The organism is Demequina sp. (assembly GCF_016278775.1).
Taxonomy (GTDB): domain Bacteria; phylum Actinomycetota; class Actinomycetes; order Actinomycetales; family Demequinaceae; genus Demequina.
In genome coordinates this window covers 1-13,842 of sequence record NZ_JADQBF010000009.1, presented here as the reverse complement: position 1 = coordinate 13,842, position 13,842 = coordinate 1, and the positions used below count along the sequence as shown (strand labels likewise).

The window sequence follows — 13,842 nt, the reverse complement described above, 5'->3', positions numbered from 1 at the left end:
CCAGTACGGCACTGCCGGGACGCGTCGTGCCCCTGAGCACCGGCGCCACCCCACGTGGCGGCGGCGCAGGCCACCGCAGCGACTCGCCCAACGCAAGCCACCCATCCCACTCGCGCCGCGACCCCGAAGCCGCGATGTAGGCGGCGAGCAAACCGGCCGCTGACTCAGCGTCGGCGAGGGCCGCGTGGGCCTCCGTGAGGGGCACCCCAAAGTGCGCGCAACACTCGCCCAGCTTGGCGGGCGCACCGTAGGCGCGGGCCAGGCGCATGGTGCACAGCGTCTCCTCGCGGGTGAGTGCGAGCGGCCACCCGGCGCGCGCATACTCGGCGATCAGAAAGGCGGTGTCGAACGCACTGTTGTGCGCGGCGAGCACCCGCCCGGCCAGCAGCTCGGTGAGGTCACCCACGACGTCCTCAAACCGGGGCGCGACGCGGGCGTCGGTCGCGTCGATGTGGTGGACATGCTGCGCGCCCAGGTCTCTTTGGGGGTTGATGAGGGTGGTCCAGGAGTGCTCGCGGTTTCCTTCTCTGTCGAGGAGGACGACGCCGACCTCGCAGATGCGGTCCGCGCCGTTGTAGGCAAACCCGGTGGTCTCCAGGTCGATGACGGCGAAGCCTGTCATGGGGTCCCCTCCCTCAGTTGTTTCGAGACTAGCGCGGGGGTTGGGGCTGTCCACAGATCGTGCCCCGGCACTTGGCGCGGTGTCAGTCGGCGGCGAGAGGGTAGACACACGAGCCGATAGGCCTGCAGAGGGGGACCGCCGTGACGAACACCGAGGTCGGGCATCGCCGACCTTCTTCCAAGCCGGTACCACTAGTAGTACTATCGCCATGAGCAAGATTGAGAAGAGAGTGGAGCAGATGCGGCGAGCGCCCGCATCCGTGCCGTTCGACAATCTCGCATCTGTGTGTCGGCACTTCTTCGGTGATCCGGTCGGAGGCTCCGGCTCACACGAGGTGTACCGCACCCCCTGGGCGGGTGACCCAAGGGTGAACATCCAGAACAGAAACGGGCAGGCCAAGCCGTATCAGGTCCGTCAGGTGTTGGCCGCACTTGAGCGACTCAAGAGGGAGAGAGGAGAGCCGCAATGAGCACGAACCACTACACCTACCAAGTCTCCTGGTCTCCCGAGGATGGCGAGTACGTCGGGACCGTCGCGGAGTTTCCCTCGCTGTCATGGCTCGACGCCGACGAGCAAACGGCCTTCGCGGGCATCCGACGCCTCGTGGACGACGTTGTAGCGCAGATGGTCGCCGAAGGCTCGACGCCGCCCGACTCGCTTGCGGACCGCGACTACTCCGGGAAGTTCGTGGTGCGCCTCACGCCTGCCCGCCATCGCCAGCTCGCGATCAAGGCCGCGCAGTCAGGTGTCTCCATGAACCGGCTCGTGAGCGACACCCTCGCCGCGCGATAGAGCGCGCAATGTCAGCGGCACCCCTGATCGGCCGCGCCTACTCGGCGATCAGGAAGGCGGTGTCGAACGCGCTGTTGTAGGCGAACCCGGTGGTCTCCAGGTCGATGACGGCGAAGCCTGCCATGTCTAACCCTGGAACGGCAGTCCTGGGGCCGCGCCTGGCGGCGGCTCTGCCCGGTGCGCTGCATCGTTGATGTCCATCACCTCGTGCAGGATCCGCTCGCCTAGGGAGAAGAACACCATCACGGGCACGCCCATGACGGCCGCGGCGATCGCGAAGCCCGCGAACCCTTTCCACCCGAAGCTTTCGAGGCTCCACATCGGCCCGGCCCATTGCCTACCAAAGATGAATCCGCCAGCAAGGCCAGCAACCAGCACTGTGAGGAAGTACCAGAAGTACAGCGCGGAGTGCATACCGTCCGTCGCCCTGGCCTTGTCGTGCGTGGATCGTGCCATGAAAGCCCCCTCAAGAAGTCGATATTTGGACGCTAGCATCGGGCGCGTGAACCCGGTGACGGCGACACGAGCGGGGACACCATGAACCCCACCACCACGTGGACCCGCGCGAGTCTCGAAGCCGAGGGCCTTGTCGGCTGGGGCCTTGCCCGCTGATACCTTGACCCCCACACCCCGCCCCACGACCGAGGGACCCCGATGCCCGACATTCCGCACCCGCCGGCCGGCGCCGACCAGCCTCCCCCAGTCCCGGCCCCCGGAGCCTCGCGCCACGGGCTCCACCCCCAGCAGACCAACCACTCCGAGCCTCTGTACGCCGCGCTGCCCGAGCCCAACCTCGCGAACGGCCAGGCCACTGCGGGCATGATCTTGGGGCTCGTGTCGCTGCTCATCAACACGTTCTTGATCGTCGGCATGCTGGCGATCGTGTTCTCGTTCCTAGGTCTGCGCAATGCGGACCGCTTTCAGTCCGTCGGCTATGGACCCCGTGGTCGCGGCGCCGCTGTCACTGGTCTGGTCTGCGGGATCGTCGGCACCATGATCTCGCTACTGTTCAAGTGGGTCTTCTTCTTCCTGTTCTAGGGGCGCCACCGCGTCCGACCCGACCGCCAGGTCGTACAACTCATCGCTGATGCGCGCCCGCCCGTCCCTGCACGGCACACTCAGCATCGCCTTCAGCAGGACGTCCGGCGCGTTCTCCGGGCCGCCTCGACGCGCCGCGTGTCGCACCAGACCCTTCCCCTCGGCGGAGCCCCTGAACCACACGAAGTTGCTGATCTTCACGACGCCGGAGGCCGCGAGCCGCCCCAGGCTCACCTCGAGTTGTTCGCGGCTGGGGTACTGGCCCGCAGGAAACCCCGCCTGCGCAAGAACCTGCGGCAACGGCGTCGGCGCGCTTCCCGGGCCGATGCCCCACAGCAGCATCGCGTCGAGCCGGGTCCACTGGGGCACGGCCTGCGAACGCCACCACGCCGCCACCAGTCTCACCACCGGCACGTACACCGCGTACAACAGCGCGAGCGCGCCCACACCCACACCCACCTGAGCCCGCACACCGTGCACGCCGAAGATCTCCGCCATACCGACCGCAATGCCGGTCACCACGGCACCTGCGAACCACCCGCCAAGCGTCACGAGAACCGCGCCGCGCCTGAACAGCCCCCACGCGGCCATCGCGACCATCACCCCCGCCATGGCCAACCCGCCCAGTGGGGCGAGCATGTACATGTCGAGGCCCGGCGAGGCGCGGGTCAACGGCGCGTACGTCGAGTTGATGAGCAGCACTGACACCCCGAAGAAGGCGCCGAAGACGTAGGCGACCCCCGCTCCGAACGACGCCGCCGGGTGGATACGCGAGCGCCGGCCCCACCGCAGGGCCGCTGCCAGGAACGGCAACGCGAGCGTCGCCAGTCCCACTCCCATCGGGAAGCCCACGGGGTAGGCGTGCACCGGGGGTAGCTGGTCCACGGTGTCAAAATCGGCCGTCTTGAGCCAGTCGCAGCATTCCATGCCCACAAAGCCGACGCGCTCCCACTCGCCATCGACGCCCCGCACCGCAAAGCCATCGGTCCCGTTGCCCGCGACGACCACGTAGCCATCGGTCACCTCGGCCACGCCCACGCCGCGCGTTTCGAACTCCTGGGCCCGGGTGCCATAGGCGCGCTCGAGGGTCGCCACATCCTCTGGCGACAACTCCCAGTCGACGCGCCAGGTGGCACCACCATCGGCGCTGCGCTCCACGCCCGTCGTCCCCGTCATGGCGCGAAAGCACACAGCCGGATCGGAGGGGACACAGTCCTCGGACTGCTCGCGGTCGGGGAGCACCGGTGGTTCCAGCCCGTCGGTGGGCGGAGCGATCGCGTCGTCTTCGAAGTACAACTCCCACCCCGCGCCGGTCCGCGTGTAGTACGCGTCGCCGCCGTAGTTATAGGCGTCCTTCACTTGCCCGCGCCAGTTGCCCGCATCGTCCGTCACGATGCGCGCGTGCGAGTCCTCGGAGACGCCCGTCGCGACCGACGCCAGCAGCGCGAGCGGCGCCACGGCGACGGTCACCGCCTTCTTGAGCCGAGCGCGACGCGTCCTACCGTCGGTTCGCGAGCGCCCCGCGACCCACGCCGCGAGGCCCAGGGCGGGCAGGGCCAACAGGTCGGTCGCGTCGGCGCGGACGACGCTGGGGCCAGCGATCGCACTGAGCACGGCCGACGCTGTAGCGGCTCCCGCCCACGTCGCCTTGACCCACACAAACCCCACGGCCGTGATTCCGACCGCGGCCATGTCGAGCCCACGCACGCGATCCCTGTCGAGCACCCGGGCCACTGCGGCCAGCACCACCGCCACGAGCGCCGGGAAGAACACCAGGCCCGCAACATCGGACAACTTGCCGGTCCACCAGGTGCCATACGCGGCCTTGAGCACATGGTCGTTGAGCGCCATCACGCCGATAGCAGCCAGCGACACCGGATGCGCAAGCCACCTCAGCGCCGCACGAAATTGCGAGTCCCCCATAAACGCAAACTACCGCGAGTCCACCACGCCGTCACCTACGCTGCCGAGCAATCCTCCACCGGGCACCTGCGCAGCGTCGGCGGCGTGTGTCCCCCAACCCCACCATCGGCCGCACTGACCTCGCCATAATGAATCCGTGACCTCCCGATCGCTCTACCAACGACTCATCCCCGGCGACGAGTCAGCCAACGGCAGTATCAGCGAGCAGGCCCGGCCTCATGTGCCCTTCAACGGGCTGCGCCAGATGACCGCCGAGACCCTGCAGTCCGTGGGCGACCAGGTGGTCAACGCCAAGACCGTGCTGCCGTGGCTGCTGAGCGCACTCGGCGCACCGGGGGCGTTCGTCGCCTTCCTGGTGCCCATCCGCGAGTCAGGGTCGATGCTTCCGCAGGCCGCGTGGGCCCCGCGGGTGCGCACCCGGCGCGAGCGCAAGTGGATATGGGTGGCGGGCGCTACCGGTCAGGCGCTGGCGACGGCAGGGCTGGCGCTCGTGGCCGCCACCGCGTCGGGATGGATCGCCGGTGTGGGCGTGCTGGCGTCCCTGGCGGTGTTCGCGCTTGCCCGGTCGCTCAGCTCGCTCGCGGGCAAGGACGTGTTGGGCCGCACCGTGCCCAAGGGGCAGCGGGGGCAGATCAAGGGCGTGACCACCGTGGCATCGTCCGCCGTGGCGCTGACGCTCGGTCTGGCCCTGCGCGTGTGGGGCGGCGACAGCCTGGGGGCAGGCGTGTTGGCCGCGCTACTGGGCGCCGCGGCTCTCGCGTGGGCGGTGGCGGCCGTGATTTTCGCTTCCATTCGGGAGCCCGCCGGGGAGGTCCAGGCGGCCGACGCCGACGCTGGCCAGCCTGGGTGGGTCGCCCAGTCCAGGGACCTGTGGCGGGACGACTCGGTGTTCAGGCGCTTTGTCGTGGCGCGGGCCCTGTTGCTTGTCTCGGCCCTCAGCCCCCCGTTCGTGGTGGGCCTCGGCATCCAGCAGGGCCAGTCGGGGCTGTCCTCCCTGGGCCTGTTCGTGATGGCACAGGGCGTGGCGGGCTTGGTGGGCGGGCGCGTGTTCGGCCGGCTGGCGGACAAGTCCTCCCGGCGCCTCATGATCGGCGCCGCCCTCGCGGCCTCCTCCGTGATCGTGGCGTTCCTGGGCCTGCTGAGGTTCCCCAGCGTCGCCGACACGTTCTGGCTCGCTCCCGCCACCTACCTGCTGCTCGCCCTGGTCCACGTGGGTACCCGGCTGGCTCGCAAGACCTACGTGGTGGACATCGCCGAGGGCGACCAGCGCACTCAGTACGTGGCGGTGGCCAACACGATGATGGGAGTGCTGCTGCTGGCCGTCGGCGCGCTCACCGCAGCGCTAGCGGTGCTGGGCAGCGAGTTCGCGCTGCTCCTGCTTGCCGCGTTGGGCGTCGCAGGGGCCGTGGTGGGCAGGGGACTGCCGGAGGCCGGGCGCGGGTAGGTCGCGTGCGGTCGTTGCGCTCCCGTTATCCGTTTGTTATCGTTTCGTTACACATCGCCCGCGGCCCCAGTCTCGGGTGAAGCCCAACGAAGGGTGACCGCCATGCCGTCGACACGTCGCCGCCTCATCGCCGTGGATGCGCAGAACCTCCTCGGCTGTCACCCGGGCAAGGCGAGCGAGGCGTGTTGGGAGTTCGCCATCTCCGAGTCGCTGGACGCCGTGGGCTTCCGCCGGGACACGGACCATCTGGTGATCGCGGTCGCTCCCGACTGGGCGTTCACCGTCAAGGCACTCGCGCCCTCTGCACGCCTTGTAGTGCGGGCAGGCCGCCACGGCGCGGACCTGGCGCTGTGCCACGCACTCGAGGACGCCGGCTTCATCGCGAGCCGCTACAGCGAGGTGGTGATCGCCAGCGGGTCTCACCTCTTCAGCAGGTCGGTCCGCGCGCTCGCCGACGCCGGCGTCCCCACCACCGTCGCGTGCCTGCCCTACCAGACCTCCCACGCGCTCACCGCCACCGCTGCGCGCGTCATGTGGCTGGACCGCCCGCGCGCGGTGCTGGGCGCCGCCGCGACGGTCGGCAATGCGACGGTTGGCAATGCGACGGCCGCGCGCGAGGCGCCCGTATTGGCGCCCGTTCACGCCAACCCGCGCACGGTCTTGGGCACAGTCCCCCGGCACACTCGGCTGCGTCTCGCCGCGTAGCTGTTCCCGGGTCAGTCGTCGCGGGTCCCGGGCTGGCAGAGCATCAGGATGCTACGTTCGGCGGACCATGACAGTGACTACTGAGGGGTACACATGTCCGATCCACAACTAGAGCCGCCACGCCTGCCCGCGCCGCCACTGCCGCCCACCTTCCAGGCGACGGCGCCGCCAATGCCGCCCACGTTTCAGGCTCCCACGGCCTACCCCTACCAGGCGTATGCCGCCCCCGCCGCCTCGACCATCTCCAACGGCGCCGCGACCGCGGGCCTGGTGCTCGGCATCGTCGCGATCTTCATCAACACGCTGCTCATCCCCTCGATTCTCGGCATTGTCTTCGCGTCGATCGGCCTCAAGAACGCCACGCAATTCGAGCGCCAAGGCTATGGAGCGGTGGGCCGCGGGCCCGCCACAGCTGGTCTGGTCTGCGCCATCCTCGCCGTGATCTTCTCGCTGCTATTCAAGTGGGTGTTCTTGTTCCTGATCTAGACGGTCGGTTGCCCGCGGCATCGCCGCATCAGCCCCGCGTAGTCTGAGGAGTAGCCACCTCACGGTGCCAGACCCAGCCACGCGGCTCCGATCGGAGATCCCATGACCAAGAACAAGCAGGCGCCCGACGCGGTGGTCGCCCAAGCGACAGAGCTCACCAGATCTGAGGACTTCCAGGCCCGCATCTACCAGGCCATTTCCATCCAGCGGCCCGTGGTCATCGAGTACCTCAAGTCACTGCGCCGCGACAAGCCGGACGCCACTCCCGCAGAGATTCTCAAGGAACTCGATCGGCGCTACGTCACCACGGTGACCGTCACCAGCACCGGCGTCGGCGCGTCGGCCGCCATCCCCGCCGTCGGCATCCCACTGGCCCTTGGCCTGGGCGTCGGCGACCTGCTGTTCTTCTACGAGACCAGCGCCCTTTACGTGCTGGCCGCCACGGAGTTGCACGGCATCGAGGTGCACGATGCGGAACGTGCCAGGCCGCTCGTGTTCGGGATGCTGCTGGGCCAGAAGTCGCAAAGCAAGGTCACCAAGCTGGTGCTTGAGGCCGCCGGCGCTGGGGGCGTCAACCGGGCCCGCGCCGTCGCGCACGGCACCGTGGGCAGGGCGCTGCCCAAGGGGTGGGGCGAGGTGCTCACCCAGCAACTGCCCGACTCGGCGCTCGCGCCGCTGGCGACCGTCATGGCGCGTGAGGCCCTGAAGGCGAGCGGCAAGGTGGGCGTCAGGACGCTCGGCAAGGCGATCCCGTTCGGCCTGGGAGCCGTGGTGGGCGGCGTCGGCAGCTTCACGTTTGGGCGCGACGTGGTCAAGGCCGCTCGCCTCGCCTTCCCCACCACGCCGACGGTGTTCCCTGCGGCGCTGCTGGAGTTCCGCAAGCCGGAGCCTGGGGCGGGGGCTTCCCCGGAGGCCGCCCAACCGTCGCGCGCGGTGAAGGCGTTGCAGTCCGCGGCCAGTAGCGCCTCGGGAATTGGCGGGGGCGTGTGGGACACGGTGAGCGGCGCGGCAGGCACGGTGGGCGGCGCGGTCGGGTCACGCCTCAAGCGCAAGGGCAGGGCACGCACGGCCGACGCCGACGACGCCGACGCCGACGCCCCAACGCCCACCTAGTCGCGGGTCTAGGATGGTCAACTGCGCAGAGGTCACCTGCGGGCGCCCTTGGACAGAAGGTGGCGATCATGAGCATCGTTCCGGCAAGGCCCTGGCATGGGGACCCCAGAGCCGCAACCCTGGTCTTCGGGGTGCTGCCCACGCAAGATCCGGACGTGGTCAGGAGCGCCGCGGCACTGGCCGACAGCCTGAGCGCCTCGCTCGTGTGCGTGTGGGCGGACCCCCGCAACATCATCGTCAACGTCCACCCGGACGGGTCGATCGCGACCATACCGATGGACCCCGATGCTGTGGACGACGCGGACGTCCCGACGGATGAAGAACAGCTTTTCGCTCGGCTAGAGGAAGCCCTCGTCGGCGTCCCCACGCCGTGGCGGTTCCACTACGCGAGCGGCGCCCCTGCGCGGGCGTTGCACGAGTCCGCAGAGGATCTAGACGCGGTCGCCATTGCCATCGGCACCCGGCAGGCGGGGTTCGGACACTGGGCTATTGAGAAGATTGACGGGTCCGTCGCGGTGCGCCTGGCGCACCACCAGCATCGTCCCGTCGTCTTGATCCCCCGGCCAGAAGACGGCCACAAGGAGGAGCGCCCTTGAGTCGCACGCCCCACCTGCACCCCGGATTGATCGTGCTGGTTGCCCTCGGTGGAGCAGTGGGCACGCTGGCCAGGTGGGCGCTGACGGAGAACCTGCCGTCGCGGGGCGGCTGGCCAGTGGCGACCCTGGTGGAGAACCTGGTGGGCGCGTTCCTGCTCGGGTTGCTGCTCGAGGCTCTGGTGCGCTCGGGCGACGAGACCCCCGGCAGGCGCATGCTCCGGCTGGGGCTCGGCACCGGCGTGCTGGGCGGCTTCACCACGTTCTCCGCGTTCGCGCTCGAAGTGGAGCGTCTGCTCGCCACCGGAGCGGGAGGGGTGGCGATCGGCTACTTCGCGGCCTCGCTCGTCGGCGGCTTTGTCACCTGCCTGGCTGGGGTCATCCTCGCCAGCCGCCACCATCGCTGGCGACTCGGGAGGGACTACCGGTGATCATCACGCTCATCGCCGTCTTTGGCGGGGCAGGGGCTGCCGCCCGCTTTGTGGTGGATGGGCTGATCCGCGCCCGGTGGTCCACCGCGCTCCCGCTCGGCACGCTGACCATCAACATCAGCGGGTCGCTGTTGCTGGGCTTCCTCGCCGGGGCCTCTCACGCCGGAGGGTGGGGAGGCGACGTGCTGGACGCGGCCGCCATCGGCTTCTGTGGCGGTTACACCACCTTCTCCACCGCGATGGCGGAGACCGTGCGCTTTGTTCAGGGCGGCGACTACCGCAGGGCAGTAATCAACGCCCTTGGCACTGGAGTGCTGACGGTGGCGGCCGCCGCCGTGGGCTACGCACTGGCCTCCGTCCTCTTCTGAGGCGCCTACCCCACCGACCGCCGGGCGAGGCGGCCCTCTCGCCTGGTGGAGGGACCATCGTCCCGCGCTTGAAAACTACGCCATATCAGGACAAACCCGCGCCGACTCCGCGGGACCTTCGGCCCTTTCACGACCTTTCCGCGGGTCTAACGTCAAAAAAGGGAGGCGCGTCATGGACGACATCCGCATTCTTGCTCCATCGGATCTCGACACGCTCATCGCCGAGTTGCGAGAGCGCGGGTTCCGAGTCGTGGGGCCGACGCTCCGGGACGAGACCATCGTCACGGGAGACATCCGCTCGGCCTCAGACCTCCCGCGCGGCATCGGCGACATACAAGAAGCCGCCACCTACCGCACCCGCCAACGCGACGACGACGCCTACTTTGGCTTCGCCGCCCCCGCGCAGTCCACCAAGCCGGTGTTCTTCCCCTCAGAAGAGGTGGTGTGGCGCGGCAAGAGAGACCACGATCAGGGCGGCCACTTCACCGCCGAGCGGGACACCGCCAACGCCTCGCCCGTGGCTCTGTTGGGGGTGCGCAGTTGCGACCTGCGCGCCGTCCAGATCCACGACCAGGTGCTCGCGCACCGCCAGTTCAAGGACGTCCACTACACGGCACGGCGCGACGGCACCCTGGTCATCGCCGTCGCGTGCGGCGTGCCAGCCGCCACGTGCTTCTGCGCCTCCATGGGCACCGGCCCGCGACCAGCCGCCACCGACCCTCAAACAGGCCAACCGTCCTACGATCTGCTGCTCACCGAGGTGATCGACGGGGACACCCACCACTTTGTCGCGGAGGTGGGCACCGACGCCGGGCGCGACATCGCCGACGCCGTCGCGGCCTCCAAGGGCACGGCGAAGGACCAGGCGCAGGCGATCGACATCACCAACGCGGCCGCCGCCAGCCAAACCCGCGCCATCGACCGCAACACTGTCCACGACGTGCTCCGCGCGTCGGCGGAAAGCAGCCGCTGGGAAGACGTCGCCAACCGCTGCCTCGGCTGCACCAACTGCACCATGGTGTGCCCCACGTGCTTCTGCACCACCATGTCGGACGTCTCCGACCTGGCAGGCGAGAACGCCGAACGCCACCGCGTGTGGGACTCGTGCTTCTCGGCCAACTTCAGCTACATCCACGGCGGCCCCACCCGCGAGTCCCTCAAGGCCCGCTACCGCCAGTGGATCACCCACAAGCTGTCCTCTTGGGAGGACCAGTTCGGCATGCTCGGCTGCGTCGGTTGCGGCCGCTGCATCACCTGGTGCCCCGCGGGCATCGACATCACGGAGGAGGCTGCCGCCCTTGGCCGCATGAGTGGCCTCGGCTCCACAGCAAGCGCGGCATCCACGTAAGGGGGGCCAGCAATGACCACGGCACCGGTCGACGCAGGGATCACCGATAGCGCACGGGTGACTGACAGCGCACCAGGCACGGACAGTCCGGACCCCATGGTCCCTCGCCGCTACGCCATCACCAAGGTGCGCGAAGACACGCGTGACACCTTCACCTTGCTGCTCGAGCCTGTCGACGGTCCCCCGCTGACGTTCCGCGCCGGGCAATTCACGATGCTGCACGCCTTTGGCGTGGGAGAGGTGCCCATCTCCATCTCGGGCGACCCGCGAGGCCTCGACGATGATGGCAACCCGGCGCCACTCGAGCACACCATCCGCAACGTCGGCGCCGTCACGCGCGCCCTTGTCAACGCCCCGCCCGGAACCCAAGTGGGCGTCCGCGGTCCCTTTGGCACCACCTGGGATGTCGCCGACGCCGTGGGCAACGACGTCGTCTTTGTGACCGGCGGCATCGGGCTGGCGCCGCTGCGACCCGCGATCCTCGACGTGCTCGCCGAACGCGAGCGCTACGGCAAGGTGCTGCTGCTGTACGGCTCGCGCACCCCGGACGACATCCTGTACGGCGCCCAGATGCGCCGGTGGGCGGACCTCAACGACGTCAACGTGCAACGCACAGTGGACAACGCGCCGTACGGCTACAAGGGCAGGGTGGGGTACGTCACCGAGTTGATCGCCCGCGCCGGCTTTGACCCCCGCAGCGCCTGGGCGTTCGTGTGCGGACCGGAGGCGATGATGCGCCCGGCAGCGTCCTCGCTCACCGGCCGCGGCGTGCCGGCCTCGCACATCCGCCTGTCGATGGAGCGATCCATGAAGTGCGGCATCGGGCTGTGCGGCCACTGCCAACTGCGCGAGCTGTTCATCTGCGTGGACGGACCGGTGCTCGACTATGCCCGCCTGGAGCCACTCATGAACGTCAGGGAGTTGTGATGACAGACGCCGCCACCCACACCCACGCCGACGCGTCGGCCGGGGCCGACACACCCGCCCGCCCCAAGTTGGCCGTGTGGAAGTTCGCCAGTTGCGACGGCTGCCAGCTCACCATCCTGAACTGCGAGGACGAGCTGCTCAGCATCGCGGAGGCCGTGCACATCGCGTACTTCCCAGAGGCCACCCGCGCCGTGGTCGAGGGCCCGTACGAGCTGTCGCTCGTGGAGGGCAGCATCACCACTCCGGAAGACGTGGAACGCATCCACGAGATCAGGGCCCAATCAGGCACCCTGGTCACCATTGGCGCGTGCGCCACGGCGGGTGGCATCCAGGCGCTGCGCAACTGGGCGGACGTGGACGAGTTCCGGTCGATCGTTTACGCCCACCCCGAATACCTGTCAACGCTCGACACCTCCACCCCCATCGCGAGCCACGTTGACGTCGACTACGAACTGCGCGGCTGCCCAGTAGACAAGGGCCAACTTGTCGAGGTGCTTGCGGCGTTCCTCAACGGCCGCAAGCCACGCATCCCCACCTACTCCGTGTGCGTGGAGTGCAAGCTCAAGGGCAACGTGTGCGTGCCGGTCGCGCACGGTACGCCGTGCCTTGGCCCCGTCACGCAGGCTGGCTGCGGCGCCCTCTGCCCCACCTACGGCCGCGGCTGCTACGGCTGCTTTGGCCCTCAAGACAGCGCCAATACCGACTCGCTCACCCGCCAACTGGCTGAGTTGGGCATGAGCAACGACGACATCGTGCGCGTGTATCGCACGTTCAATGCCGGCGCCCCAGAGTTCGAGGCGGCCAGCAACAAGGTGGCCGCGGGAGGTGCGTCATGACCCACCAGCTGAAGGACGGAGGCCAAGTGCTGAACGTGGGCATGCTCGCCCGCGTCGAGGGTGAAGGCGGCATGCACATCGAGATCAAGGACCGCCAGGTGGTCTCGGTCAAGCTCAACATCTTTGAACCGCCGCGCTTCTACGAAGGGTTCCTGCGCGGCCGCAAGTACACCGAGCCGCCGGACATCACGGCCAGGATCTGCGGCATCTGCCCCGTCGCATACCAAAGCGCGTCCACCGAGGCCATGGAGGTTATCTGCGGCGTCACCACCACCGCCGAGATCCAGCTGATGCGCCGGTTGCTGTATTGCGGCGAGTGGATCGAGTCCCACGCCTTGCACATCTTCATGCTGCACGCGCCCGACTTCTTGGGCTTCGAGTCAGTGCTGGAGATGGCCAAGGACCACGCCGACGTGGTCAACATGGCGCTGCGCCTCAAGAAGGCTGGCAACGACGTCATGGAACTGGTGGGCGGCCGCGCCATCCACCCCGTCAACGTCAAGGTGGGCGGCTTCTACCGCATGCCCACCGTCACCGAACTGGAGAGGCTGCGCCCCGACCTGGAGCGGGGTCTCGAGGATGCCCTCGCGGCCGTCCAATTGGTGTCGACCTTCGACTTCCCGGAGATGGAGCAGGAGTACAACTACGTCTCGCTGCGCCACCCCGACTGGTACCCGCTTGAGCGCGGCACCGAGATGGTCGCCACCTCCGGAGTGCGCTTCCCCATCGCCGAGATCCCTCAGCACATCGAGGAGTTCCACGTCGAGCACTCCAACGCCCTGCACGCCCGCTTCGACGGCGAGCCCTTCTTTGTGGGCCCACTCGCGCGCTACAGCCTCAACTTCGATCAGCTCAGCCCGCGCTGCCAAGAGGCCGCGCTCAAGGCCGGGCTGGGCGAGACGTGCCGCAACCCCTTCAAGTCGATCATCGTCCGCACCGTGGAGCTCGCCTACGCCTTCGAGGAGGCGCTGCGCATCATCGACGAGTGGACCGACGGCCCGGCACCCTCCGTGCCAGTGCCGCCCAAGGCCGGGGAAGGCATCGGCGCCTCTGAGGCTCCCCGCGGCACCATTTGGCACCGCTACAAGATCGACGCCGACGGCGTGATCGAGGACGCACAGATCGTGCCCCCCACGTCTCAAAACCAGTCGAGCATCGAGTCGGACCTGCGGCTCGCGGCGCAGCAGTGGGTGGACCTCGACGACCACACGCTGAC

The 13,842-nt window shown here is 68.8% G+C and carries 17 protein-coding genes; 14 read left to right on the top strand and 3 right to left on the bottom strand.

The window, feature by feature from the left end; all coding sequences use genetic code 11:
- The coding region (locus QZZ33_RS01875) for an exonuclease domain-containing protein (protein ID WP_291377778.1) at positions 1–622 on the bottom strand (622 nt) is incomplete at its 3' end.
- Between the two features lie 208 nt (positions 623–830).
- Between QZZ33_RS01875 and QZZ33_RS01870 the strand changes: the two genes are divergently transcribed.
- On the top strand, positions 831–1,091 hold the full coding sequence (locus QZZ33_RS01870; RefSeq protein ID WP_291377777.1) for a toxin HicA: 261 nt from the start codon (positions 831–833) through the stop codon (positions 1,089–1,091).
- On the top strand, positions 1,088–1,414 hold the full coding sequence (locus QZZ33_RS01865) for a toxin-antitoxin system HicB family antitoxin (protein WP_291377776.1): 327 nt from the start codon (positions 1,088–1,090) through the stop codon (positions 1,412–1,414). Before QZZ33_RS01870 ends, QZZ33_RS01865 begins: the two co-directional genes overlap by 4 nt.
- A gap of 126 nt (positions 1,415–1,540) precedes the next feature.
- On the opposite strand, the gene QZZ33_RS01860 is transcribed toward QZZ33_RS01865, so the two are convergent.
- Entirely contained in the window at positions 1,541–1,870 is a 330-nt protein-coding gene (locus QZZ33_RS01860; protein ID WP_291377775.1) for a hypothetical protein, read from the bottom strand.
- 198 nt (positions 1,871–2,068) lie between these two features.
- Between QZZ33_RS01860 and QZZ33_RS01855 the strand changes: the two genes are divergently transcribed.
- Complete coding sequence (locus QZZ33_RS01855; RefSeq protein ID WP_291377774.1) at positions 2,069–2,452, top strand: DUF4190 domain-containing protein; 384 nt, start codon at positions 2,069–2,071, stop codon at positions 2,450–2,452.
- Here QZZ33_RS01855 and QZZ33_RS01850 read toward each other — a convergent pair.
- Complete coding sequence (locus tag QZZ33_RS01850) at positions 2,417–4,375, bottom strand: hypothetical protein (RefSeq protein WP_291377773.1); 1,959 nt, start codon at positions 4,373–4,375, stop codon at positions 2,417–2,419. The genes QZZ33_RS01855 and QZZ33_RS01850 overlap by 36 nt on opposite strands.
- 136 nt (positions 4,376–4,511) lie before the next feature.
- On the opposite strand from QZZ33_RS01850, the gene QZZ33_RS01845 reads away from it, so the two are divergent.
- The 11 genes from QZZ33_RS01845 to QZZ33_RS01795 form a co-directional block, all read left to right on the top strand.
- Positions 4,512–5,819 (top strand): MFS transporter, encoded by a 1,308-nt coding sequence (locus QZZ33_RS01845; RefSeq protein WP_291377772.1) that lies wholly within the window; start codon positions 4,512–4,514, stop codon positions 5,817–5,819.
- Between the two features lie 102 nt (positions 5,820–5,921).
- Positions 5,922–6,524 (top strand): hypothetical protein, encoded by a 603-nt coding sequence (locus tag QZZ33_RS01840; protein ID WP_291377771.1) that lies wholly within the window; start codon positions 5,922–5,924, stop codon positions 6,522–6,524.
- Between the two features lie 93 nt (positions 6,525–6,617).
- Positions 6,618–7,010: a DUF4190 domain-containing protein gene (locus QZZ33_RS01835; protein ID WP_291377770.1), complete on the top strand. Its 393-nt coding sequence runs from the start codon at positions 6,618–6,620 to the stop codon at positions 7,008–7,010.
- A gap of 102 nt (positions 7,011–7,112) precedes the next feature.
- Entirely contained in the window at positions 7,113–8,123 is a 1,011-nt protein-coding gene (locus QZZ33_RS01830) for a hypothetical protein (protein ID WP_291377769.1), read from the top strand.
- 68 nt (positions 8,124–8,191) lie between these two features.
- The gene (locus QZZ33_RS01825) at positions 8,192–8,719 is read left to right on the top strand and encodes a universal stress protein (protein ID WP_291377768.1); all 528 of its coding nucleotides are present in this window, start codon (positions 8,192–8,194) and stop codon (positions 8,717–8,719) included.
- Positions 8,716–9,147 (top strand): CrcB family protein, encoded by a 432-nt coding sequence (locus QZZ33_RS01820; protein WP_291377767.1) that lies wholly within the window; start codon positions 8,716–8,718, stop codon positions 9,145–9,147. The genes QZZ33_RS01825 and QZZ33_RS01820 overlap by 4 nt, the downstream gene beginning before the upstream one ends.
- Positions 9,144–9,515 carry a CrcB family protein gene (locus tag QZZ33_RS01815; RefSeq protein WP_291377766.1) on the top strand — a complete coding sequence of 124 codons (372 nt, stop codon included), beginning with the start codon at positions 9,144–9,146 and terminating at the stop codon, positions 9,513–9,515. Before QZZ33_RS01820 ends, QZZ33_RS01815 begins: the two co-directional genes overlap by 4 nt.
- 172 nt (positions 9,516–9,687) lie before the next feature.
- A complete protein-coding gene (locus QZZ33_RS01810) occupies positions 9,688–10,863 on the top strand; it encodes a 4Fe-4S dicluster domain-containing protein (protein WP_291377765.1) in 1,176 nt (391 codons plus the stop codon).
- Between the two features lie 12 nt (positions 10,864–10,875).
- On the top strand, positions 10,876–11,790 hold the full coding sequence (locus QZZ33_RS01805) for an FAD/NAD(P)-binding protein (RefSeq protein ID WP_291377764.1): 915 nt from the start codon (positions 10,876–10,878) through the stop codon (positions 11,788–11,790).
- A complete protein-coding gene (locus tag QZZ33_RS01800) occupies positions 11,790–12,626 on the top strand; it encodes a hypothetical protein (RefSeq protein ID WP_291377763.1) in 837 nt (278 codons plus the stop codon). The genes QZZ33_RS01805 and QZZ33_RS01800 overlap by 1 nt, the downstream gene beginning before the upstream one ends.
- On the top strand, positions 12,623–13,842 hold a 1,220-nt coding region (locus QZZ33_RS01795), incomplete at its 3' end, for a Ni/Fe hydrogenase subunit alpha (RefSeq protein WP_291377762.1). The genes QZZ33_RS01800 and QZZ33_RS01795, both read left to right, overlap by 4 nt.

What these genes read in the sequence shown, in the direction of transcription:
- QZZ33_RS01870 (WP_291377777.1), top strand. Translation starts at nt 831, where the DNA reads ATGAGCAAGATTGAGAAGAGAGTGGAGCAGATGCGGCGAGCGCCCGCA.
- QZZ33_RS01865 (WP_291377776.1), top strand. Translation starts at nt 1,088, where the DNA reads ATGAGCACGAACCACTACACCTACCAAGTCTCCTGGTCTCCCGAGGAT.
- QZZ33_RS01860 (WP_291377775.1), bottom strand. Translation starts at nt 1,870, where the DNA reads ATGGCACGATCCACGCACGACAAGGCCAGGGCGACGGACGGTATGCAC.
- QZZ33_RS01855 (WP_291377774.1), top strand. Translation starts at nt 2,069, where the DNA reads ATGCCCGACATTCCGCACCCGCCGGCCGGCGCCGACCAGCCTCCCCCA.
- QZZ33_RS01850 (WP_291377773.1), bottom strand. Translation starts at nt 4,375, where the DNA reads ATGGGGGACTCGCAATTTCGTGCGGCGCTGAGGTGGCTTGCGCATCCG.
- QZZ33_RS01840 (WP_291377771.1), top strand. Translation starts at nt 5,922, where the DNA reads ATGCCGTCGACACGTCGCCGCCTCATCGCCGTGGATGCGCAGAACCTC.
- QZZ33_RS01835 (WP_291377770.1), top strand. Translation starts at nt 6,618, where the DNA reads ATGTCCGATCCACAACTAGAGCCGCCACGCCTGCCCGCGCCGCCACTG.
- QZZ33_RS01830 (WP_291377769.1), top strand. Translation starts at nt 7,113, where the DNA reads ATGACCAAGAACAAGCAGGCGCCCGACGCGGTGGTCGCCCAAGCGACA.
- QZZ33_RS01825 (WP_291377768.1), top strand. Translation starts at nt 8,192, where the DNA reads ATGAGCATCGTTCCGGCAAGGCCCTGGCATGGGGACCCCAGAGCCGCA.
- QZZ33_RS01810 (WP_291377765.1), top strand. Translation starts at nt 9,688, where the DNA reads ATGGACGACATCCGCATTCTTGCTCCATCGGATCTCGACACGCTCATC.
- QZZ33_RS01805 (WP_291377764.1), top strand. Translation starts at nt 10,876, where the DNA reads ATGACCACGGCACCGGTCGACGCAGGGATCACCGATAGCGCACGGGTG.
- QZZ33_RS01800 (WP_291377763.1), top strand. Translation starts at nt 11,790, where the DNA reads ATGACAGACGCCGCCACCCACACCCACGCCGACGCGTCGGCCGGGGCC.